Here is a 24771-nt window from a genome sequence, read left to right on the forward strand (position 1 = left end):
CAAAGGACTTTACTAGTCTTTTTGGGAGTTTATTAAGTGTATAATCATTCTAGTTAGAAAATGTATACGATGACCTTTTACCATCAGATATGGTTGGAAGGTTTACAACACCTAAAGGAATCCCTAAGACATGGGGAGAAGCTACTGATTTGAGAATTGGAAAACAAAAAGCTAGTTTCAGAAATAATAATCCAATGGGGTCATTTGATTTAGAAAAAATGAAATAGAAAGTTTAGGTGGTTAATTTGGGCAATTTTTATATGGATGAAATTAATTTTGAATATCCCGAATCATATGAAAAACTTATAGATTTAGGATTAGTAAATTTTGACATTTGGTTTTTGATGGAAAAAGAACAAGCTTCAAGTATTTATAATGGCATGCGAGAGAGGTATCCAAATCGAAAGTTGATTCCATTTGCTAAGAGGGCTGACAATGATGATACTGCTTGTTTTGAAATTGGTAAAGGAAGTAAAATTCAATTAATTCATGATTTCACTACGGAAGGTTTTGAACAAAGAGGCGAATTTGAGGATTTATGGGAGTGGATAGAATCTGCTGTTAAAACAATGATTGAATATAATCGGGAGGAAGAAATTGTCTAATGAAATAAATTATACAAAATTGAGTAAAGAAATTTCTTATGCATTACGCCATGCTTCATGGGAATATGAGTTAGAACTGGATAGAAATGGTTGGGTGCCAATTGACCAATTATTACAAGCATTACGTCAGTCAACCGAATGGCAAAATGTAGAATTTGATGATTTAAAAGTAATGATTGAAAAATCAGAAAAAAAGAGGCATGAAATCAAAGAAGATAGTATTCGAGCATTGTATGGACACTCTGTTCCAATGAAAATAGTAAAAGAAGAAGCTATTCCTCCTAAAGTTCTGTATCATGGAACTGCACATAATTTTTCATCTAAAATTGAAAAAAACGGTTTATCTCCAATGTCTCGACAATATGTTCATCTATCCGAGGATATAGAGACAGCTAATTTAGTAGGAAAAAGAAAAGATAAAAACCCGATTATTTTAGTGATTAATACAGAAAATGCTAGAGCAAAAGGAATAAGATTTTATTTGGGAAATGAAAAGGTTTGGCTGGCAGACAGCATTCCATCAGAATTCATAGAGGTATATAACACAAAATAAAAAGGCACTTTACTATCTGATTGGCGTCGGATAGTAAAGCCTTGATAGTAAGGTATACACTCACTAATCAAGTTGCCAATAGCTAACAAAAGCAAACTGTATGTATTGTACAAAAATTCAAAGGACATGGGTGTACAATGATTTTAGTTAGAAAATAGGAAAGTTATTGAAACGGTATTAGTGAGGAACAAATCACTGATACCGTTTTTTTGTGTATCAAAAAATTGAAGGAGTGAAACAAATGATCCAAACAGAAAACAAATAGCCAATCAAAGAAATTACTCACCAAAATATCTAGATAATTAATATCTGAATTACCCAGAAGATAATCAACAGTGGAATTTAGTTCTGTTGCAAGGCTCTACCACTTTATCAAGTTCAGGCTCTCTCTTGCCATTTTCCCAGTTTTTATAAGTTACACGATTTACACTAACTAAGTCAGCTAGTGCTTGTTGTGTCATTTTATCTATTAGAAAAGCAAGAAGTTTTAAAAGAAGTTGATGGTTTAAATGAAGAATAACAGTCTGTTTATGCTTCAGATATAAGTGCTTTGAAGCAATTGTTGAAAAAATCGAAATATTTAGACATGCAAAGATGAAGAATATAAACTAAGGGTGGAAATGTTATTAGAATAATAAAAAGGCACTTTACTAGTAAGTTATCGCTTTTTCGTATACCTAAAGATTAAAGTTATCTAGTAAACAAGATCGCTCTTCTTTTACATCTAGAAACGCAAAAAAAGGATTCTAGCTAGTAATTTTCTTTATTTTTGGTATAATTGTGTTGTAAATGTGTCTAAAATATGTCTGAAAGTACTAGGTATATAGTAGTTAGAAAAAAATCCAATTCATATAAAAAGGAGGGGACTGCATGGATACGGGGCGCATAAAACGGGTTATCTATTTGAAATGGATAGCTTTTATTCATTGGGGTAAGCAGTCTATCAGTCCGGCTCTTTTGGCTGCAATTGGTGTTTTTATAATTGGCATTGTAGTTCTTTTTGTGCCGCCTTATATCGGTCTAGCCGACAATGGGGACTTTTTTCGGGTGTTTTCCAGTAATAATATGTACGTTGATTCGGTTCAGCATTCGGCGACACAATTTGGGTATTTCGTAAAAGACTATCCGATTTATGAGTACTTTAACGAACAAAACACCGCCTTTTTTTCCTCCCAAAGTGTATTTATTCAAGCGGCTTTGTTTGTTAATAATTTCTTTTTAGATGGCGTTTTTGATATTCGCTTTTTGGCGGTCATTTATTTGCTCTTCTTAGTTGTGGCGATTTATCTGCTCGTGGAAGGAATTACGGTGAAAATGCAGGACTGGCGCGGCTATATGGTGGCGATTTTTGCGGTTCTGATTTTCGGGGATACAGCTTATTTGGCGTATTTTAATTCGTTTTTTGGTGAAGGTTTGATGATGATTGCGATGCTTTATATCGCGGCAAGCCTGCTACTTATGTATCAAAATCGCTACAATGATTACTGGATGCTCGGGCTCTTTTTTGTTTCGAGCATTGTTCTTATCACCACGAAACAGCAAAACGCGCCGGTCGCTATCGTCATCGGTGTACTCGGACTTTTACTTCTCTTTATTAAAAAAAATAAAGCTTTTAAGGTTTGGGTGGCTTCCGCACTGGGGGTTATCGTGCTAACTGGTGTGCTGATGTATGCCTTTATTCCTGAAACGTTTGTGACGATTAACAAGTACCAAACGATGACGCGCGGAGTCATTTTGGATTCCGAAAACCCAGAAAAAGATTTAAGAGAAATGGGGATAAATGAGCAGTTTGCGCTTTTAAAAGGCACAACTTATTTCCAAAAATATAAGATGGTGGAAACGGATAGTGCCTTTATGGAAGATCATTTTTATAGCCATTTTGGATTTGTGCCAGTGTTGAAATTTTATGTGGGGCACCCTGATGCGTTGCTTAAAATGCTGAATTTGTCAGCGGAACATGCCTTTACGATTCGTCCGCTAGAAATGGGTAATTATGAAGAGAGTGCGGGCAAGCCATTTGGGGCTAAAACAGGCTTTTTTACGCTTTATAGTACGGTGAAACATAATGCTTCGCCGTCTGCATTTGGGATGATTGTTTTATGGGCTGTGGCTGTCACTTCGGGTTACAGCCGGGGAATCATTCAAAAGTGGCATTTAGGCGATTTTCGGGGAATGCTTAGGCTCGATTTAGTTTTAATTTTAGTTGGAACGAGCTTTTCGGTGTTACTTACGACGATTGTTGGTGACGGGGAAGCTGATTTAGCGAAACATGAATTTTTGTTCAATGTTTGTTTCGATATTGTGTTGTTAATGGTATTAGCTTCATTAACGGAATTGGTCGGCAAACAAATTGCGAAAAGGAGGGCGGGCAAACATGTTTAAAAAATGTTTTTTAGTGCTTCTTTTCGTTAGTAGTATTTGTTTATGGCCCGCACCAGGCGAGGCTGCTAAGGCTGGAACGACGCTTGTTTTATACGATAGTTTGGCGAAACAAGATGTGACGAATGGAAATGTTGATTTGCTTTTAAGGATGCTTGCATCTTACGGACAAACTGTGCGGCTACAAGACGTGCATGAAAAATTGGAGGCAGACGCGGACTTTATAATTGTTGTGCAAAATAAAACGAAGCATTTAGACAGCAAAATTAGTGAGAAGTTGCAGCAGTCGGGCAAGAAAATCTTATTTGTTGGGCAAACGCCACCTGATTGGGCGCGGGAGAAATTAGGAAACCTTGCAGTGCAAGCGAATGATACGGCTGTTTCGGTGAAAGTGCATGAGGCGTTGCAATCTGAACCACTTCTTTTAGGGAAACTGAACCTTATTCAAGCGGCTGAAGGGCACAAAATGGGCGAAGTGACGACGGATACCGGAACTAAATTCCCTTACGCGGTTCGAAATGGCGATGTGTCTTACGCGAGCTTTTTAGTGGATACGCCGGTTAGTGGATTGGCCTTGTTTGAGGTGCTGAACGATTTTTACGGGGCGAAACAGACTGGGAAGCCATATGTTGTCATTCGCGATGTGAATCCATTTGTGAATTTTGAGATGGTACAACAAACAGCTGACGCCTTTTACGAAGCGGGCATTCCGTTCATCGTGAGTGCTGGACCCGTGTTTGAAAACATGAAATTAAATGCCGCTAAAAAATATGTGCAACTCTTGCAGTACGTTGAAACGCGAGGTGGGAGCATCATTTTAAATGCGCCAGTCGTTACTTTTGGGGAAAGCAAGAAGGGCGAATTAACCGATGTGATGGCGACTTCCATTCACTTCTTTGCGGAAAACGAAATTGCACCGCTTGGGATAAGTTCAGAAGCGTACTGGCAAAGGGATAAAATTTATCGTGACGAAGGATTAGCCCCGTTTTCCTCCGCCATTTTATTCCCAAACAAGAATATCGTTTACACCGCTGAAACGAACCAAACGAATGCGTTTCAAAATGCCTTGTTTTATTTAGACGGCAAGCATTACGCGAAATGGGCTAAAAATGCGGAACAGACGCGGTTTGTGGTGGACACTGCACTTGGTTTTTCCTTGTTTAGTGATGAAGCTGAGTTAAAGAAAACGGTTGAGTGGCTTCAAAAATTACCGATTCAGGATTATGCGGATTTACCGCATGCCGTTCAGACGGAAAAGGATAAGATTACGGCTCAAAATGGCTTTTTATACGTGAACGGGCAGGAAATCAGTCCGCAAGATAAGTCTGATACGATGAAGCAGACGGAGGCTACGAAGCAAGAAGCCTCGCTAAACGAATTCTTTTCTACCCAATCAAAGGTTTTAACGGTTATTATTTTGGCGACTTTGCTCGTGTTTGTGATTTTGTTTTTGATTGGGTACCGAGTTTACCGGAAAAAATATGTGAAATGAGGTGAGCGATTTGACGGTTGCAGATTATTTATCGCTGTTTGCAGTCATTTGTATTTGGGGGCTTTTACTTGTGAATATCGTGCTTATCATTGCGGGATACATTTACTATTTGCGCAATGAGCGGCGTGCAGTGCCAGAAATTGCAGGCGAGGAACCTTTCGTTTCGGTCATGGTTCCAGCGCACAATGAAGGGAAAGTAATTGTGAAAACGGTGGAATCCTTGCTTGCATTTAACTACCCAAACGACCGCTTCGAAGTGATTGTCATCAACGATAATTCTTCCGACAACAGTGCGGAACTTTTGCGGAATATCCAACTGAAATACCCGAACCGCGCGCTTACTGTGATTAATACGGATAGCGAAACGGGCGGGAAGGGCAAATCAAATGCGTTAAACATTGGTTTTGAAAAAAGCAAGGGGGACTACATCGCGATTTATGATGCGGACAATACACCTGAAAAAAATGCACTGCGCTACCTAATTGGGGAAATCACAAACGATAAAAGCTTAGGGGCGGTCATTGGGAAGTTTCGAACGCGGAACCGGAATGCAAGCTTTCTGACCCGTTTTATTAATATTGAGACGCTTAGCTTCCAGTGGATGGCGCAAGCTGGGCGGTGGTCACTATTTAAACTGTGCACGATTCCAGGAACAAATTTTGTCGTCAGACGGTCGATTTTAACGGAAATTGGCGGCTGGGACGAGAAGGCGGTAGCCGAAGACACGGAAATTAGTTTTCGCATATACATGATGGGCTACCGAATTAAGTTCCAATCGAAAGCTGTTACGTGGGAACAAGAACCGCAGACGCTTTCTGTATGGTTTAAGCAACGTTCAAGGTGGGCGAAGGGAAACATTTACGTCATTCTAAAAAATGTGCCGCTTTTATTCCAAAAAAAAGGTCGTCCTGTGCGGTTTGATATTTTGTACTTTTTATCGATTTATTTCTTACTTTTGAGCTCGCTGCTTCTTAGTGATGCGCTCCTTATTTTTAACTTTTTAGGTTATGTGCATACGACGCTTGCGAGCTTTAGTACGACGCTTTGGTTGCTTGCAATTATTCTTTTTATTACGGGGACTTTCATTACGCTTTCAACGGAAAAAGACGAGATTTCGCTTTCGAATTTCTTGTTTATTATGTTGATGTATGTGACGTATTGTCAGCTATGGATGATTGTTGCTGCTTACGGATTCTATATTTTCTTAAAGGATACGATTTTAAAACGGGAAACGAAATGGTACAAGACGGAGCGATTTTAGGAGGGGCATTATGAAAAAATTAGGTGTACTGGCTGTTTTGCTCGGGATTTTCTTTTTTGCTGGCATGCAGCTTCATGCGGAAGCGGCGACTTATCAGACGGTGCTTGGCGTTGACAAGGAAGCGCGCGGAAAATATACGACAACAAAACAAAATTTTACGATTGAAAATTATTGGAATACAAAGACGGTGAAGGTGAAGCTTGTTTACCGTGTGACGCAGCTTTCGGAACAAGAGGTTTCAACCATAACCTTCTCGGTGAATGATGTGCCGTTCTATTCGTTCCGTCCGGCTAAAGGGGAGACGGGCGTGCAGGAGGTTACGGTTGATGTGCCGGTCGATAAGTTGAAAAAGGGGAGCAATGTGCTAAGTATAGAAGGCTTTATTTATACGACGCTGCCAGATAATCAATGTACGATTGACGACACACCAGCGAATTGGTTGCACATTGACAAAGCGAGCAGCATTTTGGTGGATTACGACGCTGCGGCGTTTAAAAATACGATTGCGGATTTTAATGAGCGTTTTACGGGCATCGATACGGTGAAAAATGAACAAAGCGGCGTTTTTGTTTCAAATCAGGCGGCGAATGCGGAAATGACGGCCGGTCTTCAAGCGGTGACGGCGTTTGCGCATGAAAATCAATTGGACGATAAGCAAATTGCATTCGGGAAGTATACTGAAAGGGCGGATAAGGCGTATCAACTTGTTATCGCGAATTTCAAGGATTTGCCGGCCGGACTTCAAGCGGGGATTGATAAAGCGAAATTGGATGACCAAGCCGTCATGAAACTCACGCGCGTATCTGGCAAAGAAGTTTTGGTAGTCACCTCAAATAGCGATGCAGCGCTAAAAACGGCAGCGAAGCTTATTAGTAACCAGGCGCTCATGTCCCAACTTGCTTTAAACGAAAAGTGGGTGAAAAAGGACGAAAAAGTAGAGACGCCGAAGTCGAAAGTCGACAAAGAAATTAAGCTGACCGAAGAAGGCGACAAAGTGAAGGGCATCGGCCACGTGGAGCAGGATTATTTTATTAAAGTGCCTTCAAACCGAAGCATTTCGGACGGGACTAAAGTGAACTTAAAGTATCGCTACTCAAGTAACCTTGATTTCGAGCATTCCCTTGTCACCGTTTTAATTAACGGCAAACCAATTGGAAGCCAAAAGCTAACGGCGAAAAAAGCAAATGATGATTCGTTCACGATTAATGTGCCAAAAGATATGAATATTGTGGGCAATTTTAACGTCACAGTCGCATTTGATCTAGTGTTAACCGATAATTATTGCGGCTTCATTAACGATTCTGAAATTCCATGGGGCTTTGTCACAAATGAGTCGACGTTCAATTTGCAAACCGAGGAACAGCAAGACTTTCTATTCAACAATTATCCGTACCCGATGATTGAAGATGGGCAGTTTAATAAAGCGGTTGTGGTGTTACCCGACAACCCAGACGCAAATACGATGAACGCCTTGCAAAATGTATTTAACTTGTTCGGTCAATTCGTTGATGGCAACAATGGCAGCCTAGAAGCCGTCAAAAGCGCTGATTTTAAATCGGCCAATGAAGCGAGCAACATCATTGCGGTCGGCGGTTTAAACGACAACACGGTCATCAAGCAGGCGAACGACCAATTGTATTTCAAATACAACAAAGCGGGTACTTATTTCCTCTCAAACGAGAAACTGAAAATTGACCCGTCCTACGGGAAGCGAATCGGAAGCGTCCAACTCATCCCCTCCATTTTTAACAAAGAAAATGCGATTTTAGCGATTACGGGGCCGACAAGCAGCACAACCGAGCTTGGCGCCACGCTACTAGGTTCCGCTGAAATGTTAAGTAAAACCTACGGCGACGGTGCGATTATGGATACCGACGACACCATTCATGCGTATCGCTTCAAAAAAGTTGCAGATGCCGGAGAAAAAACATCTTTTGCATCAAAACTGACGGATAATCAGGCGACACTAGCTTTTGTCGGCGTAGCCATTATGACGCTAATTATTCTTATTGTCGCAACGGTCTTATTACTGCGCAAATATCGGAAGAAATGAGGGAGGATAAATGAAACGAAATCGTAGTGATTTTATAACGGATATTGGGTTTTTGCTGTTCATCCTTCTTTGTTTTATTAGTGTAGCTTTTATTGCGGATGACCCAACCAATTATTTAACCAATATCATCTTTTTTAACATCGCTTTTTTACTTGTGATTATTACGTACTTTACGAATTTGACCTTAGGTTTGATTTTAAATATTGTGTTTATTTTCAGCTACGCGACATATATTTTGTATGAAACAGTTACAAAAGGGACAGAGTATACACTTGGTTCATATTTTTGGCTGATTATGACACCACTTTTCACGGTTGCGGCATTTTTATTCACACGAAATACGACGAAATTACAGCTGGAAAATGCAGTCATTAAGTCACAAAATGAATATTTAGGTACGATTGATCAAGATACGCTACTAAAAAACATTGTTTCTTTCCAAAATGATGAAGCGATTTTTGCGAGCATTTCTAAGCGTTATGATATGCCGCTTGCGTTACTTGTTGTCAAAGTTCGCCACTGGAAAGAGCTAAAAAGATTCCAAAGTAGCGAGGAAATGCGCGTTGCCTTGCAAGATATTTCAGCACTGCTGGAGTCTTGTATTCGAACGAGTGACGTGCTTTATTTACTGGATAAAGAAGAGGCCACATGGGGACTTCTTCTCATAACCGATGATCCGGGGGCGAAACTTGTGTCCGACCGCATCAAAAAACGGATTAGTGAAGCCAATAACACCGAATTTGCTACAAAATACCGCGTGCGCATTGAGCTCCGAGTAGGCGCAAAACTCTTCGATCCAGATACGATTAAAACACCGCTTGATTTTATCGAAGCGGCTGAAAAAGAATTAGAATATGATGTTTAAAAAGAGATAGTTGAACTAGAAAAATCTTAAGGAAGATTAATTCCTTAAGATTTTTTGTTTTTTGTCCGAGATCGCTTGGAAAATAAGGAATACGGGCCTAAAAATTGTATAGAAAAAGGTCGATTATTATGCTAGACTGAACAGACAGAGAAGTGAAGATGGAGGCGTTTTGGAGGTGGTGCTTATGCGAAGAATACGTATAAAATCTACGAAAGGAATGCAACATGTCTGTTTATGAAACAATGGCTCTAATGCTAGGTTTTGGCACATTTATTATTGCCTTGCTTGGCTTTATGGTCGTGTTAATTAGACTTAGAAAAGACAAATAATCATCTTTTCACTTTGACGAGGGAAAGATGATTATTTCATTTTTATAGCTTTGTCACCGTCTTTACGGCTCTTTTGGGATATGACACAACATATCCCTTTTCTTATTTCAAAGTATAACATAATGGATCAAATTTTCCCATCTTTATTTTGCTTGTTATATGCTTCAAGTCGTGTTCCTAAAGTTCCTGTGTGAAGTTCAAATAGATGTTGGTCAAAATCATAAAAATAAATGGATTCACCTTCACCAGATATGCGGGGCCGCGTTTCTTTAATTTCAAGGCCGAGTGCTTGAATACGCGCATAATAATGCTCAAAATCATCTGTCTCAATTTTGAAAGCAATGTGATTATACGTTTTCTGAAGCGGTGTTTCGCCTTTCATAATGGCAATCCAAATGTCATCAATTAAAAAGAATTTTTCTTCCGCAAGTGAAAATGTTTGGTCGCCGCTAGCGTAAACTTCTTTTGCATCGAAAATTTTTTCGAAAAATAGTGTTGCTTTGTCTAAATCGGCGACTATAAAGGTCATATGACTAAGTCCTCTAATCAAATTCTTCACCTCACGTCGTTTTTCGGGTTACTAGACGGAACTCGAGTTCTTGAAGAGGGGCACTAGCGCCGGCTAATTCATTGTGAATAATCGTAAAAGCATTTTCCGCTTGCTTATCAATCGGATAATGGATAGTCGTGATATCGAGCAAGTGCGAAATCTCCAAATCATCAAAACCGCAAACCGCGAAGTCACCGGGAACGCTGAGGTTTTGCCTGCGAGCTTCAGAAACAATTCCGGCAGCAAGATAGTCATTTGGAGTAAAGAAAGCATCGGGCTTATTTTTCGTTTCTTTAAACCAATGGACGATTTCTTCACCTTGTTTGCGTGTTCCCATCCCATAAAAATGTCGTACAATGTGAGGATCGATTTCGTGTGCGTTACAAAAATCGAGGTAGGCTTGCATGCGACTTTGCGTATTTAGTCCCGAAGTAACGCCGTAAATGTTTGTGATGCGGCGGTAGCCTTTTTCGTAGAGATGCGTAAGACCGAGCATGTATCCGTCGTATTGGTTCATAAAAACAGAAGGGATTTTTTTGTTTTCAACGCGCTGCCAAGTAATGATGGGGCCGTATTTTGTGTATTGTTCGATGGTTTCCCAGTCGTTTAAACGGATGACGAGAACGAGCGCATCAATTTGTTTGCGCCGAAGCATTTCAAGTGCCTCAAGTTCCTTGTCGCGATTGATTTTTGTCATGAAAAGGGTCACGTTATAGCCATGTTCCTGCGCAGCAATTGTAAAGCTACGAATAAACACATTTAAAGAATCTGAAAATGTTGGTGCCACAATGCCAATTAGTTTCGTTGCCCCTTTCTTTAATGAAACGGCATTTAAGTTTGGCACATAGTCCAGTTCATCGATGACCGCCTGAACACGAGCGCGCGTTTTTTCACTTACGTAACTTTGTTTATTGATGACTCTTGAAACCGTCGCATTTGAAACGCCTGCGCGTTTTGCAATTTCATTTATATTCGCCAAAACAAGCACCTCACTTTGTTCTCTCAATTAAAGTATAGCACAAATAAAAAAAGTTTTGGAAAAAGCTTGACCTGTAATGCATTACATAATTTATGATAAAAATGTAAAAAAGAAAACGCTTTAAATTCACTTAGGAGGTTTATTTGATGAAAAACGGAGTAAAAATTGTCACAATTGGTGGCGGCTCAAGCTATACACCTGAACTCGTGGAAGGATTTATCAAACGTTATCATGAACTACCAATTAAGGAATTATGGTTAGTTGATATTGAAGCAGGTAAGGAAAAGCTGGAAATTGTCGGCAATATGGCGAAAAGAATGGTGAAAGCTGCTGGCGTTGATTGCGAAGTACATTTAACTTTAGACAGAAGAGAAGCACTTAAAGATGCGGATTTTGTTACAACCCAATTTCGTGTCGGCTTACTTGATGCACGTATTAAAGATGAGAGAATTCCGCTTAGCCATGGCATTATTGGACAAGAAACAAACGGAGCGGGCGGTATGTTTAAGGCATTCCGTACAATTCCAGTCATTTTAAGCATTGTAGAAGATATGCGTGAACTTTGTCCGGACGCTTGGTTGATTAACTTTACGAACCCGGCTGGTATGGTAACGGAAGCTGTTCTTCGTTACGGAAAATGGGATAAAGTGATTGGCTTATGTAATGTCCCAATTGGCGCAGTGAAAAGCGCAAGTGATGTACTCAAAAAGCCAGAAGAAGATTTATTTTTCAAGTTTGCTGGTATTAATCATCTTCACTGGCACCGCGTGTTTGACAAAGATGGCACTGAGCTGACTGAACAGGTGATTGACGGCTTGTATGCGCCTGATGCCAATCCTGAAAAAGTGGTCGAAAACATTAAAAACATGCGTTTCTTATATGAGCAAGTGAAGCATTTGAAGATGCTTCCGTGTCCGTACCACCGTTATTACTACATGACGGACGATATGTTAAAAGAGGAGCTTGAGTCATTTAAGAATGAAGGGACTCGTGGCGAGGTTGTGAAACGTTTAGAGGAGAGCTTGTTTGAACTTTACAAAGATCCGAATTTGGATTACAAACCAGAGGAGCTTTCTAAACGCGGCGGAGCGCATTATAGTGATGCGGCCTGCGAAATCATTAACTCGATTTACAACAACAAAGGAACAACGATGGTCGTTTCTACGCGAAATAATGGTGCGATTGATGATGTGCCTTACGATAGCGCAATTGAAATCACAAGTGTGATTAAGGCGCACGGAGCGGAGCCGATTAATTTTGGGAAGTTCCCGTCCGCACAACGTGGCCTTCTGCAAGTGATGAAAGCGATGGAGGAGCTCACAATTGAGGCGGCAGTAACAGGTGATTACGCGACGGCACTTCAGGCGTTTACGTTAAATCCGCTCGTTCCAAGTGGCGACATTGCCCAAGAATTACTGGATGAGATGCTAGAAGCTCATAAGGAACATTTACCACAATTTACTACAAAACAGCTCGTTAAATAAATTTTTGCGGCCCGCCTTGTTGCGGGTCGTTTACTTTTTTTGGCTTTCATGCTAGGCTAAAAGGGAGAAAGGTGTGATCGGTTTAATGCCAATTGAAAACGATGAGAAGCAACCAAAAGCTTGGCTTGGGATTATTTGGGTTGTGCTCTATTTTATTTTAGATTCGATTGGGCAATTCATTGCGATTTTGCTACAATTTTATGCGGGCACGATGGATACAGCGCTAAATCATTTCCAGATGACATGGTATATGAACTTGACGCAAGCGTTTGCGTTAGGCGTCATCATTCTTTTAGCCTATTCGACCAATATGCGTTTATTTAGCTTTAAACCCTTTTCGAAAAAAGCTACAATTCAAGCGCTCATCATTGGTGCTGCAACACTTCTTGTGTCAAATGTACTTGAATTCACCATCAGTTTATTAAATCCCAACTTTAACACAGCGAATCAAACAGGATTAGAAGGCTTCTTGACGAATTCTTCTGTTCTAACGATGTTTACCGCCATTGTTATTTTGGCACCAATTGCGGAAGAAACCATTTTTCGTGGCCTCATTATGGGCGTCATTCTGCGTAAATATCCGAAAATTGCGGTCATTGTAAGTTCGCTACTGTTTACATTTCTGCATATACCAACAGATATTTTGAGCTTCCTTATCTACTTTGTAATGGCATTTGGGCTTGCTTTTATGTATTATAAAACAAGACGGTTAGAAGCTTGTATTTTGCTTCATTTTATTAATAATCTTGTGGCTTTTTTCTTCATGATTTAAAAGCTGTTCTTTTAGGAAAGGAAGTAGTCCGTGAAAAAGTTATCCTTCATTTATATTTGTTATACATTGCTTATAGGAGCATTTGTCGGCTTAGTCGGCGCCCTTTTTATTGCCCTTATTGAATTTTCCATACATATTGTTTGGCAAGAAATCCCGTCACTTATGCCGAATCTTAGTTTTTATCCAGTGTTAGTAGGCCTAGTTGGTGGTTTATTAGTCGGGCTTATTCAAACGAAAGTCGGCCCGTTTCCTTATACGCTACATGAAAACATGGCCGAAGTGAAAAAAACGGGGCGAGTGGAATATAAAAATCGTTTGTTGTACACGATTTTGGCCGCCTGGGTCGTGCTCTCATTTGGCGCAAGTTTAGGTCCAGAAGCAGCTCTTGTAGGTATCATCGGAGGGCTTGTGACATGGCTTGTTGACCATATTAAAATGGATATGCAGCGGAAAGAGAGTCTCATCAATCTCGGAATTCTCGGCATGCTTTCGGTCGTGTTTCTCGCGCCGCTTAACGGTATCGCTGAAGATTTGGATCAAGACTATCAAGAGCAAAAACTACCGCGCTGGTCGAAGCTCTGCCTATCTTTGCTCGTGTCAGTCAGCGGACTTGTGACGTATATTTTTGTGAAAGGTCTTTTACCGTTAGAAAAAAGTGTTTTTGCTATCCGGCTACCGGAAATTTCATGGTCTTGGCTGAACCTCGTTTATTTCATCCCAATTATTATCCTTGGCAGCCTTTTTGGCATTTACTTTTTATTTCTACAAAATGTGGTACAAAAAGTTCTTAAATTGATTAAAAATAAGATTTTGCTAGCCTTAATTGGTGGTGTGAGCATCGGTCTGTTCGGCATGATTTCGCATTATTTTCTATTTTCAGGTGAGCATCAATTAGTTGAAATTACAGCCGAAATCGCTCAATATCCCTTCTGGTTACTCCTTGCAATTGGTTTGTTTAAGCCTTTATTAACGGCGATTTGTTTAGGAGCAGGTTGGAAAGGCGGAATGATTTTCCCCGCCATTTTTGCAAGCGGCGTAATGGGTTACGTGGCTACTTGGGCGCTTGATATCCATGTAAGCTTCCTTGTAACTGTTTTTGTTGCCGCAAGTTGTACAAAAGTAGTCGGACGCCCATTTTTGACAAGCTCGATTCTATTATTCGTCTTTCCGCTCCAATTTTTCCCATTCATTCTTATTACCGCTTTCTTGGTGAGTTTGGACTGGAAGAAAATGGTGTTAAGACAAGCATAAAATAGTAACTAGCGTTATCAATCAAAAACCCAGCTGAGATTATCAGCTGGGTTTTGATTTTCTTATTTTTCAACCACTTTCACATCATCAAGTGATCCGTATTTTGTCCACCAAGGAACAGCGCCTTCGTCTAACAATTTGTTCAAGGAAGTAATGTTTTCCTTACCTTGCGTACGAAGCCATTCGCGAAGCGCATCATCACCCTGTTTACCGTAAACTTCAATACCATCTTTCCAAGTCGCACGGCCACATAAAACGCCACTATATTGAACGTTATGTTTGTTCGCAAATTCAATCGTTTTATGGAACATTTCCGCAGTAACACCAGCACTTAAATAAATAAATGGCAGCGGAGAAAGGTCGGAACATTCCTCGAAATGGCGAGCAGCAACCTCTTGCGAATAAGCAGTTTCACCGTCCGTAAAGCCTTCAACATAGTTGAAGTTAACTGGAACTTCAAGTTTTAAAACATCTACACCATAACGTGGTTTAGAAAATTCTTTTATAGATGCCTTTACCTTAGCCGGTTTCAATTTCGCGTATTCAAGGGAACTAGAGTCCGTCACTTTGGAATCATACGTAATCGGTTCAAGGAAGAACGGGATGTCAACCGCACGGCATTCAGCACCGATTCTTTCTAAAAAGGCGAATTTGATTTCATTAATTTCAGCAGGTTCATCTGGATCATAATAAACTAAAATTTTGACAGCATCGCCGCCGTTTTCCTTAATCTGTAATGCTGATAAATCTTCAATTAAGTCAGGTAATTTACCTGGAATTGTCGTATCATAACCTGTTTTTTCATATGAAGTAAGTAAGCCACAACCTTCGTGGCGCGCTTTAATCGCAGGTTTACCGAATTCATCATCTAATAAAATCGCAGAAGCATAAGGCGTTAATTCTTCCGATACAAGACGCTTGAAATCTTCCACATCTTTTTTATCTTCCGTTCCCTTGGCCGCTTGAATCATCTTTTTAAGTGAGCCGCGTTGGTCAATGGCAAGTGCAGCGATAACGCCTTTTTCATTTGAAAGTCTTTGCAATCCATCAAACTTACCTTTTGTTATTGTTACCATAGTTTATCTATCTCCTTTTCAAACGATTTCTGACCCTTCTATTTTACCCCTTACAGACTGCTTTAAACAAATGATTGCATTTTTTACGTGTTTGCTCTACTATTCATGTATGGAGTTGTGAAAACTGTTTTTTCTGAGGCAGCAAAAGGCTGTAGGAGTGAAGAAATAGTGGAAAAAACACGGAAAAGTAAATATGAATTAAGGAAGAAATATCGCAGAAGGCGAATTATAGCCTTTTTTAGCGTCCTTGTCCTTTTTTTGTTAGCCCTATTTGTGGGGATTAGTTGGCTAACACCGAAAAAAACAAGTGAAGATGTACCAAAAGCAAAAGTCAGCCAGCAAAAGGAAACCAAAAAGCCAAAACAAGAAACGAAAACAGCAGAAGTGGTCGAAAACACAGAAATTGATAGCTATTTAAAACAAATCGGCTTTAGCGGCACAGCCGTTGTTGTTCGCGAAGGACATACCGTTTTAAATAAAGGCTATTTGTATGCGAATCGGGAAACCAAAACGGCGAACACGCCTGACACAGTCTACTACATTGGTTCAGCGCAGAAGGCATTCATTGCTACGGCAATTTTGCAACTGGAAGAGAAAGGCCGTTTAAATACCGAGGACGCGGTAGGGAAGTATTTACCGGGCTTTCCAAACGGCGGTCAAATTAAACTATCTGATTTGCTCCATCATACGAGCGGTTTGAACGGCCACAAGGAATCGAATGCGGCAATAACGCCTGAAGCGCTTGTGAAAGATATTGAGGCAGAGGGGATTAAGCGCGGCCCAGGGAAATGGGATTACCTTGACTCGAATTACACGGTGCTCGCCTACCTCGTCCAAAAACTAAGCGGTCAAAGCCTATCAGATTACCTCACGGAAAATATTTTTCAGAAAGCGGGCATGAAAAAGGCTGGCTTTTACCAAACCTTCAAAAAAGAAAAAAATGCTTCGGTCGGCTACTACATCAAAAAAGACGGCAGTTACACGGAGCCGTCGCTTCCGGATTTATCGCAACTTTTCGGCGTGGGAAACATGTATATGTCCGCGTTTGATATGTATTTATTCGACCATGCACTTAGCACGCGGCAACTTTTATCCGAAAAAAGCTTCCAAAAAATGTTCACAAAAGGAAGTCCGTCCTTTTACGGCATGGGCTTTTACGTCGACCCAGGCAGCTACAATAGCCACGGTGTATTAAACGGCTGGAACGTATCAAACAGCATGAGCCACAGCGGAAAAACCTATGTTGTGCTATTTTCAAACATTCAAAACAACATTCGCTCTTTTGGAAAAGTAAACAACCACATTTACGAAATTTTAAACAAGTAGGAGAAGTCGCATGAATTCTAACCAAGCAAATGAAGCCGACTACAAAACCTTGCTGGCTATTTGGCGGGAATCTGTAGCGGCAACGCACGATTTCGTGCGAAAAGAAGATTTGGCGGCACTGGAACAAGAAATCCCGTCTTATTTTCCCCATTTAAACATTTTAATTTGGGAAGACGCGGACGAGGTTATTGGGTTTTCTGCCACACAAGACGCCCATCTGGAAATGCTCTTCTTATGTCCGTCCAAGCGCGGCAAAGGCTATGGCAGTCAAATTTTAAAAAGCCTATTAGACTCAGGCTTAAAAAGTCTCGATGTTAACACGCAAAATAAAGCAGCCCTTTCTTTTTACAAAAAAAATGGCTTCCGTGTCGTTTTTGAAAGCGAAACAGACGGCCAAGGTCGCCCGTATCCGATTAGTCATCTAAAAAAAGAACCTCCTTCAATTTGAAGGGGGTTCCAGACTGATGACAAACAGCAATCTTCGGAGTTTTTGCCTCCGTTCCGCTCCGCCTAACTTCTCACATGGTCGGGCAAACTACGCCCTTCCTGTTTTCAGTCATCACGTACTCAAGTACGCTCCGGTGCGGTACTCGGCAATGCGTAAGAATCTCACTATTTGTCATCAGTCTGATTGTGCGTGGTACGTTTTGTTTGGCTTAAGTTTAGAGTTTGATGTGTTAACGCTCAACTTTTTCGATTTCCACAACGCGGAAGCCTTTGCGGTCTAAGTGAGCGATGATATCGTCTTTCATTTTTTCGTCTACGCTGTTTGGTAATGAAACGAGGACGCGGCGAATTAAATCTTCAGATTGATTATCAAGCGTGATGACGTTCGAGATATTCGTATATTTATCCACAATCTTCGTGATTTTTGTTAAAGAGCCAGGTACTTCGCCTGTTGCTATGGTCAGGACATAACCAGTCGTGTCAACGTTCCAAGCGTCTTGAAGGAGACCGAGCATTTTTCCATGTGTTAAAATACCATAGAAATCACCATTTGTATTTAAAACAGCAATATAAGGCAGTTCCTTGATGGTAAAGAACACTTGGAAGAACGAAGAGTTTACACTAATATGTTTCGTTGCATTTTTTAATAGCGACGTTACAGGATCTGTTAAACTCCCGCCATTTGCGGCATGGCGATAAATATGCATTTTATAAATATTTCCTAGAAACTTTTCGCCTGTTGTATCAAGAACAGGAACACAACGATAGCCAGATTCTTCAAGCAAATGGATGGCTTCTTGTAAAGTTGCGGTTTCAGGAACAGTCGTTAATTTTGCTTTTGGGATGCAAAGATTTTTGATTAACATGTCGGTCACTCCATTCTATTTTCTCACTATTTCTATTTTAGCTTAAAGCGCGTGGTTAGTACAGTATAAACAGTAATGGACAATAAAATAAAGGAATACGTAAAGACGCATTCCTTGTTTGAGCAAAATAAAAAACCTTCGTAAGGTTAGTTGTTGTTTCTATGAAATTGTGTTATACTGAAAAACGCTATTACAAATAGTGTTAAAAGTAAGCACAATTAGTCTACTATAATACTATACACTTTATTTTTGATTTTGTCAACGAATTTGGGAGGCTTTTTTTATGAATAAAGAAGAACAAAATGAGCAAAGCCGCATTGATTATACGATTCAAGAGATCGAAAAGGAACAAAAAAGAATTCAAGAATCATTAAAATCGGTGAAGCAGGAGGCTCGCGACATTCGGTCCAATTTTTGGGAAGATGTGCGTGTGAACTTAGCAGAGCCAGACGATGTTTCTGAAACAAACATCAGTATTCGCCAGCAAGAACATTTTTTAAGAGAGCGCGAGCGAAATTATGAACACGGAGAAAAGCAACTTACGGTTTTTGATAAAATGAAAAGTTCGCCTTATTTTGCCCGAATTGATATTTGTGACGAGGAAACACCACGTGAAAAAATTTATATCGGGATTGGCTCCGCGCTTGATGAATCCGATCAGTTTTTAGTGTATGACTGGCGCGCACCGATTTCAAGTGTCTACTATGATGGCCAAATTGGCAAATCCACATATGAAACGCCAGAAGGAAAATTAACCGTTGATGTGTTATTAAAACGTCAATTTAAAATAAAAAATGGGCGCCTTGAGTCCATGTTCGATACAAATGACGCGATTGGCGACGAGATGCTACAAGATGTGCTCGGCAGCGAATCTAGTTTGCAAATGAAAAATATCGTAGCGACCATTCAGCAGGAACAAAATCGCATTATTCGGGACACAAAAAGCGATTTATTGTTCGTCCAAGGGGCAGCAGGAAGTGGCAAAACATCAGCAGTTTTACAGCGCATTGCCTACCTACTTTACCGTTTCCGAAACGGCCTCGATGAAAAGCAAATGATGATTTTTTCGCCGAACCGCTTATTTAACCATTATATCGCGAATGTTTTGCCGGAACTTGGCGAGAAAAACATGATTCAAACGACATTTCAAGATTTCACTGCGAAACGGTTGGGAAAACTAGACGTCGAAAGCCTTTTTGAACAGTTTGAAAATGAAACAAACGATGCGCGCAAGGAAATGATGCTTTTAAAAGAATCGACGTTTCTGATGACGCTAATTGGAAAATACGTGTCGCTCCTGCAAAATGGCGGTTTGCGGTTTAAAGATATTAAATTTCGCGGGGAAACGGTACTTTCTAAGGAAGATATCAAAGCGATTTTTTACGCAACACCACGGTATAAAATGCCCGCAAGGCTTTTAGAAACGAAAAAAATTCTTCGAGAAAAGTTATACACGATTGCGAATGAGGAAGCCAAGAAGGCGTGGGTGAAAGACGAGATGGAACTTCTTAGCGAGGAGCAGTATCGTGCGCTTGTTCCGACGAAGCTCGAGTTCCAAAGTTTTGATGACGAACAGGACTATTTGGCGAAAAAAATTGTCCGTTTGAAGTTCAAAAAATTGCATCAGGCTGTCGAGAAAAACCAGTTTCTGCATGTGAAACAACAATTTGGTCACTTTATGCAATACGCGCCGCGGCTGTTTGATTTACAGGAGTTTAGACTTTCAGAAGCCGATTGGAATGCGGAGATTCATCGTGTTGTGGCAAGCTTAAATGAAAATAAACTGGCGCTTGAAGACGCTGTTTTGTTCCTCGAATTAAACGACGCAATTGTGGGCAAAAAAATTAATCGCATCATGCGTTTTGTCTTTATTGACGAAATTCAAGATTATTCAAAAGCTCAAATTGCTTATTTAAAATCAATTTTTCCAAGTAGCCAGTTTACGCTTTTGGGTGATTTAAACCAAGCGATTTTTAAGAAAGATGAAAAGTCGCTGTTAAAAGAAATTGCACCGCTTTTTGATGCCGAGCGAACTTCGGTTGTTGAGCTTACGAAAAGCTACCGCTCTACGGAACAAATTACGAATTTTACGAAGGAAATTATGACGGAATCGGACCGAATTATTCCATTTTCACGGCAAGGAAATGTGCCAAAAGTTATTGAAACGGAAAATTTTGTGGCGATGATGGAAGTTTTGCAAGAAGAAGCATTGAAATTAAAAGAAACGTCTAATATGGTAGCGATTATTGGGCGAAACCAAGAAATTTGTGAAGCTGCTTATTTATCACTGTATAGAAAAATGGACGTTAAACTTGTGCATCTAGGCAACCAAAAACTGTCTGAAGGCATTATGATTATCCCGTCTTATTTAGCGAAAGGGCTAGAATTTGATAGCGTGATTGTTCTTGATGCTTCGGAAAAATCCTATCCAACTAGCGCAGACAAAACATTGCTTTATACGATTTGTTCGCGCGCGATGCACGACTTGATTGCGGTTTCAGATGGTGAAATGACACCACTTTTTAAGGTGATTCCGAGTGGGTTGTATGAATTTGAAAAACGACTTTCGAAGTCGCAAATGCCGAGTGATTCGTGAATATAAAACGTCCCAGAAAAGGGAGAGGGGCATTAATTATAATTATTGGTTGATAACGGTGCCTTGGTACTTTGCTTTATGAGAAATTTAAAAATAGATTACTTGATTTTATGTAAAACGCTAGCTTTATGGCTGGCGTTTTTTTCGTAAAATAAGTTACGGCGCGTTATAATGTTTAAAGAGAATTGAAAAGGTGTATTAATACTTAAGATAGGAAAGTGAGGAGCAGGATGATGAATAAACAGATTGGGAATTTTGATTATTATAATCCAACGCATATTGTTTTTGGGAAAAACCGGTTTTCTGAACTGGCGGGTTTAATTGCGGAGGATAAGAAGGTTTTGATTTTGTACGGTGGCGGGAGCGTTGAAAAATTTGGCACGCTTTTGAAGGTTCGCGAGGCTCTTCACGGGCATACGACAGGTGAATTTGGTGGTATCGAGGCGAATCCGACGTTCGAAACGCTTATTCAAGCGGTTGATTTAGTCAAAAAAGAAGGGTATGATTTCTTGCTCGCGGTTGGCGGCGGTTCTGTCATTGATGGGACGAAATTTGTTGCGGCTGCGGCGCGTTTTGACGGCGACCCGATTGATATTTTTGGGAACGGCGTTGGTGCTGCAAAACCGGTAAAAGAGGCGCTTCCGTTTGGGACGGTTTTGACGCTTCCTGCGACGGGTTCTGAGATGAATAGTGGGGCGGTTGTGACGATTAAAGCGAAAAAGGCGAAGGTGAGTTTTGGGAGTCCAGTGACATTTCCGAAATTTTCGCTACTTGATCCGGAGCTTACATATACGCTTCCAGAGCGGCAACTTGCCAATGGCGTGATTGACTCATTTGTGCATGTTATGGAACAATATTTGACGTATCCGGTTGGGGCGATGGTGCAGGATCGTTATGCGGAGGGTTTGCTACAAACGTTGATTGAGATTGGGCCGAGTGTGATTGATGAAAAAAATCATGATTACAATTTGCGAGCGAATTTCATGTGGACGGCGACGAATGCGCTGAACGGGACGCTTAATAAGGGGGTTCCAGGCGACTGGGCGAGTCATTCGCTTGGGCACGAGATTACGGCGCTTTACGGGATTGATCATGCGCGTACACTTGCGATTGTTTTGCCGGCACTCTTAACGATTCGGAAAAAGGAAAAATTTGATAAACTTGTGCAATATGCGGAACGCGTGTGGCATATTACGGAAGGTAGTAATGAAGCCAAAGTCAAACAGGCTATTTCGAACACTGGGCGATTTTTCGAATCACTTGGTGCCCCGATTTATTTCAGCGAGTATGGTTTAGGGGAAGAAGTTGTAGAGGCGCTTGTCAGTCAACTTGAAAGTCATGAGCTAACAGCGATTTCAGAGCGCGGCGATCAAACGCTTGAAGTGAGTCGAGCGATTTATGAGAAAGCATTAAAAGCAGAATAATCCTCGCAGACAGAAGGTCATAATTATAAAATTATGGCCTTTTTTTATCAAAATAAAGGGGTGAAGTAGGGTGGAAACTGAACAGAGGGAAAAAACTTTTTTTGGGCATCCTAGAGGCTTAGCGACATTATTTTTCACCGAATTTTGGGAGCGCTTTTCGTACTACGGAATGCGTGCGTTGTTGCTTTACTATATGTACACACAAGTGTCAGATGGGGGACTTGGCTTTAGTCAAGGGACGTCGACAGCAATTATGTCGATTTATGGTTCATTAGTTTATATGTCTGGGGTAATCGGCGGCTGGGCGGCTGATCGCTTGTTCGGTTCAAGGCGCACGATTTTTTGGGGCGGCGTTTTGATTATGGCCGGGCATATTGTTCTTGCGCTTCCTATGGGGGCGACGGCACTGTTCTTTTCGATGGTGCTCATCATTTTAGGGACAGGATTTTTAAAACCGAATGTGTCGAATGTTGTGGGGGACTTATACGCAAAAGGCGATAATCGACGCGATGCAGGTTTTAGTCTTTTTTATATGGGAATAAATTTAGGCGCGTTTATTGCTCCGTTCATCGTTTCAGGTATTTGGGGCGCCACAGATAGCTTCCACGCTGGCTTTAGTGTAGCTGCTGTTGGGATGGCAATTGGGCTAGTCGTATACGTCATCACAGGAAAACTTTATTTAAAAGAAGCCGGCAAACAAGTGCCAAATCCCATGTCAAACTCTGAAAAAGGGAAATTCATTTGGTTTGCGCTCGCTTTAGTGGCTGCAATCGGCGCTTTAATTGCGGCCATTGCATTCGTTACGGGCAGCTTCACGATTAATACTATTATCCTTGCCGTGACCATTCTAGGCGTGGGCATTCCAGTCGCCTATTTCGTCGTGATGATTCGCAGTAAAAAAACGACAAAAGAAGAGCGCTCACGGCTGTACGCCTATATTCCGCTATTCCTAATCGCCGTTTTGTTTTGGATGATAGAAGAGCAAGGCTCGACGACGCTCGCGATTTTTGCGGCTGAACGAACGCAACTAGACATCTTTGGTTTTACTTTAAATCCCGCCAATTTTCAGTCATTAAATCCAGTTTTCATCATCATCTTATCACCTGTGTTCGCGTGGCTCTGGATGAAATTAGGGGACAGACAGCCATCAACGCCGAAGAAATTCGCAATTGGTTTATTTTTCGCCGGGTTATCTTTCGTGATTATGATGTTCCCAGGCCTAATAAACGGTAACACGACAACGCTTGTTAGTCCACTGTGGCTTGTTGCGAGCTTCTTTATATGTATTGTCGGCGAGATGTTCATTTCGCCAGTTGGACTTTCCGTTACGACTAAGCTTGCCCCAGCGGCGTTCGCTTCACAAACGATGAGTTTATGGCTTTTAGCAGACAGCATGGGACAAGCATTTAACGCACAAGCAACACAATTTTTCAGCGCAGACACGGAAGTAGCTTATTTCGGAATCACTGGTTTTATTGCCATTGGATTCGCCGTACTACTCTTCTTAATGTCACCAATGCTGAAAAAATACATGCGCGGTATTGATTAACAAATTTAGGAGCCTGAAAAAGGTTCCTTTTTTGTGGCCATTTTTATAGCAGAAAACTATCTGTGTACAATTTATTATCATATCTTTTTATGCTATACTAAAGGATGTATTTATAAGACAATCAAGAGGTGATGAACATGATTAAAATTCAAATTAGCGAAAGCGAATTGCGGACCCATGCCAGCGACCTACGGGAGGCAAGCGGCGGGGATCCTTATCATCCGTGGGGTTCTGGGAATATGCGCGATTCCTATGCGAACTCCATCAATGATTTCCGAACCGCGATTATGGAATCGATTGAGATGATGCATCAGTTTTCAGAGCTTGCGGACAAAGATGCGGCACGTTTAGAGAAAATGGGCGAAGCGTTTTCGAAACAAGATCAAGCGGCAGGACAAGCCATCGAAGGGATGGGGCTGCGCTGATGGATGCGAAAAGTGAGCGAAACACACAAGCGCTACAGGCGTTACGAAAGCAAGAAAGCGACATGGAAGACGGGTTACATATGCTTCAAAATCAACAGAACCAATTGGAATGGCTGGAAGAAGACCATATGCGTATTCAGCGGGAACAAGAGGAACTGCGTGAACTTCTGCGGGAGGGTTGGCAAGGGGAGCGTGCCACGGGCTTTCATATGTATACCGAAGAGGTCCAGTACAGGGAACAACGCGATTGGCGGCAAAACATACAAGAACAAAGGGGCGATGTCACGAACCAAATGACGGCTGCTAAACAAACTTTACGAGAGCTAGAGGCGCAACAAGCCGAGCTTCGAAAGGCGTTGTCATCATGAGCCGGATTAGTATTGCCGAAGTACGTGCCTTTCAAGAAGCCTTACAAAAGGCCAATGCCACCATGCGTGCTCGTATTCAAGCGGTACAAGCAAGCGCCTTTCGTTATTCGGCGGATTATTT

The 24771-nt window shown here is 41.0% G+C and carries 23 protein-coding genes; 18 read left to right on the top strand and 5 right to left on the bottom strand.

The features are described from left to right. The first annotated feature begins 260 nt into the window (after positions 1-260). Together CFS60_RS08410 and CFS60_RS08415 are read left to right on the top strand one after the other, a co-directional pair. Complete coding sequence (locus CFS60_RS08410) at positions 261-605, top strand: hypothetical protein (protein ID WP_369821478.1); 345 nt, start codon at positions 261-263, stop codon at positions 603-605. Then, a complete protein-coding gene (locus CFS60_RS08415; protein ID WP_088815590.1) occupies positions 598-1158 on the top strand; it encodes an RNA 2'-phosphotransferase in 561 nt (186 codons plus the stop codon). Before CFS60_RS08410 ends, CFS60_RS08415 begins: the two co-directional genes overlap by 8 nt. A gap of 329 nt (positions 1159-1487) precedes the next feature. Here CFS60_RS08415 and CFS60_RS14145 read toward each other — a convergent pair whose 3' ends face one another. After that, positions 1488-1619 (bottom strand): helix-turn-helix transcriptional regulator, encoded by a 132-nt coding sequence (locus CFS60_RS14145; RefSeq protein WP_088839081.1) that lies wholly within the window; start codon positions 1617-1619, stop codon positions 1488-1490. A 409-nt stretch (positions 1620-2028) separates the two neighbouring features. On the opposite strand from CFS60_RS14145, the gene CFS60_RS08425 reads away from it, so the two are divergent. From CFS60_RS08425 to CFS60_RS08450, 6 genes are all read left to right on the top strand, one after another. Next, entirely contained in the window at positions 2029-3540 is a 1512-nt protein-coding gene (locus CFS60_RS08425) for a hypothetical protein (protein WP_088810363.1), read from the top strand. Next, a complete protein-coding gene (locus CFS60_RS08430) occupies positions 3533-5029 on the top strand; it encodes a DUF2334 domain-containing protein (protein WP_088815588.1) in 1497 nt (498 codons plus the stop codon). The genes CFS60_RS08425 and CFS60_RS08430 overlap by 8 nt, the downstream gene beginning before the upstream one ends. A 10-nt stretch (positions 5030-5039) precedes the next feature. Beyond that, on the top strand, positions 5040-6290 hold the full coding sequence (locus tag CFS60_RS08435) for a glycosyltransferase (protein ID WP_088825379.1): 1251 nt from the start codon (positions 5040-5042) through the stop codon (positions 6288-6290). Positions 6291-6300: 10 nt separating this feature from the next. Further along, entirely contained in the window at positions 6301-8343 is a 2043-nt protein-coding gene (locus CFS60_RS08440) for a cellulose biosynthesis cyclic di-GMP-binding regulatory protein BcsB (protein WP_088810366.1), read from the top strand. A 10-nt stretch (positions 8344-8353) separates the two neighbouring features. Further along, positions 8354-9208, top strand: coding sequence for a diguanylate cyclase domain-containing protein (locus CFS60_RS08445; RefSeq protein ID WP_088810367.1), 855 nt, complete (start codon positions 8354-8356; stop codon positions 9206-9208). Positions 9209-9432: 224 nt separating this feature from the next. Then, entirely contained in the window at positions 9433-9537 is a 105-nt protein-coding gene (locus CFS60_RS08450; RefSeq protein ID WP_088810368.1) for a putative holin-like toxin, read from the top strand. 127 nt (positions 9538-9664) lie between these two features. On the opposite strand, the gene fosX is transcribed toward CFS60_RS08450, so the two are convergent. Beyond that, positions 9665-10087, bottom strand: coding sequence for a FosX/FosE/FosI family fosfomycin resistance hydrolase (gene fosX / locus CFS60_RS08455; RefSeq protein WP_088839082.1), 423 nt, complete (start codon positions 10085-10087; stop codon positions 9665-9667). Positions 10088-10097: 10 nt separating this feature from the next. Continuing rightward, the gene (locus CFS60_RS08460) at positions 10098-11066 is read right to left on the bottom strand and encodes a LacI family DNA-binding transcriptional regulator (protein ID WP_088810370.1); all 969 of its coding nucleotides are present in this window, start codon (positions 11064-11066) and stop codon (positions 10098-10100) included. Positions 11067-11212: 146 nt separating this feature from the next. Here CFS60_RS08460 and CFS60_RS08465 point away from each other — a divergent pair, with 146 nt between their 5' ends. The 3 genes from CFS60_RS08465 to CFS60_RS08475 all read left to right on the top strand — a co-directional run bounded on the left by CFS60_RS08465 (position 11213) and on the right by CFS60_RS08475 (position 14573). After that, complete coding sequence (locus CFS60_RS08465; RefSeq protein WP_088815587.1) at positions 11213-12550, top strand: 6-phospho-beta-glucosidase; 1338 nt, start codon at positions 11213-11215, stop codon at positions 12548-12550. A gap of 85 nt (positions 12551-12635) precedes the next feature. Then, on the top strand, positions 12636-13322 hold the full coding sequence (locus tag CFS60_RS08470) for a CPBP family intramembrane glutamic endopeptidase (protein ID WP_088810390.1): 687 nt from the start codon (positions 12636-12638) through the stop codon (positions 13320-13322). A 30-nt stretch (positions 13323-13352) separates the two neighbouring features. Continuing rightward, on the top strand, positions 13353-14573 hold the full coding sequence (locus CFS60_RS08475; RefSeq protein ID WP_088810372.1) for a chloride channel protein: 1221 nt from the start codon (positions 13353-13355) through the stop codon (positions 14571-14573). Positions 14574-14635: 62 nt separating this feature from the next. On the opposite strand, the gene CFS60_RS08480 is transcribed toward CFS60_RS08475, so the two are convergent. Next, positions 14636-15649 (bottom strand): tagatose 1,6-diphosphate aldolase, encoded by a 1014-nt coding sequence (locus CFS60_RS08480; protein ID WP_088810373.1) that lies wholly within the window; start codon positions 15647-15649, stop codon positions 14636-14638. 168 nt (positions 15650-15817) lie between these two features. Between CFS60_RS08480 and CFS60_RS08485 the strand changes: the two genes are divergently transcribed. Both CFS60_RS08485 and CFS60_RS08490 read left to right on the top strand, forming a co-directional pair. Continuing rightward, a complete protein-coding gene (locus CFS60_RS08485) occupies positions 15818-16975 on the top strand; it encodes a serine hydrolase (RefSeq protein ID WP_255387558.1) in 1158 nt (385 codons plus the stop codon). A gap of 10 nt (positions 16976-16985) precedes the next feature. Then, positions 16986-17423 carry a GNAT family N-acetyltransferase gene (locus CFS60_RS08490; RefSeq protein WP_088839084.1) on the top strand — a complete coding sequence of 146 codons (438 nt, stop codon included), beginning with the start codon at positions 16986-16988 and terminating at the stop codon, positions 17421-17423. A 229-nt stretch (positions 17424-17652) separates the two neighbouring features. On the opposite strand, the gene cbpA is transcribed toward CFS60_RS08490, so the two are convergent. Beyond that, positions 17653-18288: a cyclic di-AMP binding protein CbpA gene (cbpA, locus tag CFS60_RS08495; protein WP_088810376.1), complete on the bottom strand. Its 636-nt coding sequence runs from the start codon at positions 18286-18288 to the stop codon at positions 17653-17655. Positions 18289-18571: 283 nt separating this feature from the next. Here cbpA and helD point away from each other — a divergent pair, with 283 nt between their 5' ends. The 5 genes from helD (at position 18572) to CFS60_RS08520 (ending at position 24650) form a co-directional block, all read left to right on the top strand. Then, positions 18572-20884 carry an RNA polymerase recycling motor HelD gene (gene helD, locus CFS60_RS08500; RefSeq protein WP_088839085.1) on the top strand — a complete coding sequence of 771 codons (2313 nt, stop codon included), beginning with the start codon at positions 18572-18574 and terminating at the stop codon, positions 20882-20884. Between the two features lie 233 nt (positions 20885-21117). Further along, on the top strand, positions 21118-22308 hold the full coding sequence (locus CFS60_RS08505) for an iron-containing alcohol dehydrogenase (RefSeq protein ID WP_088810378.1): 1191 nt from the start codon (positions 21118-21120) through the stop codon (positions 22306-22308). Positions 22309-22378: 70 nt separating this feature from the next. Then, a complete protein-coding gene (locus CFS60_RS08510; RefSeq protein ID WP_088815582.1) occupies positions 22379-23857 on the top strand; it encodes a peptide MFS transporter in 1479 nt (492 codons plus the stop codon). Between the two features lie 137 nt (positions 23858-23994). After that, positions 23995-24282: a DUF3130 family protein gene (locus CFS60_RS08515; RefSeq protein WP_159457888.1), complete on the top strand. Its 288-nt coding sequence runs from the start codon at positions 23995-23997 to the stop codon at positions 24280-24282. Next, positions 24282-24650, top strand: coding sequence for a hypothetical protein (locus tag CFS60_RS08520; RefSeq protein WP_088810381.1), 369 nt, complete (start codon positions 24282-24284; stop codon positions 24648-24650). Before CFS60_RS08515 ends, CFS60_RS08520 begins: the two co-directional genes overlap by 1 nt. Positions 24651-24771 lie beyond the last annotated feature (121 nt).

It is taken from the genome of Listeria sp. ILCC792 (assembly GCF_900186135.1).
In the GTDB taxonomy this organism is placed as follows: domain Bacteria; phylum Bacillota; class Bacilli; order Lactobacillales; family Listeriaceae; genus Listeria; species Listeria goaensis.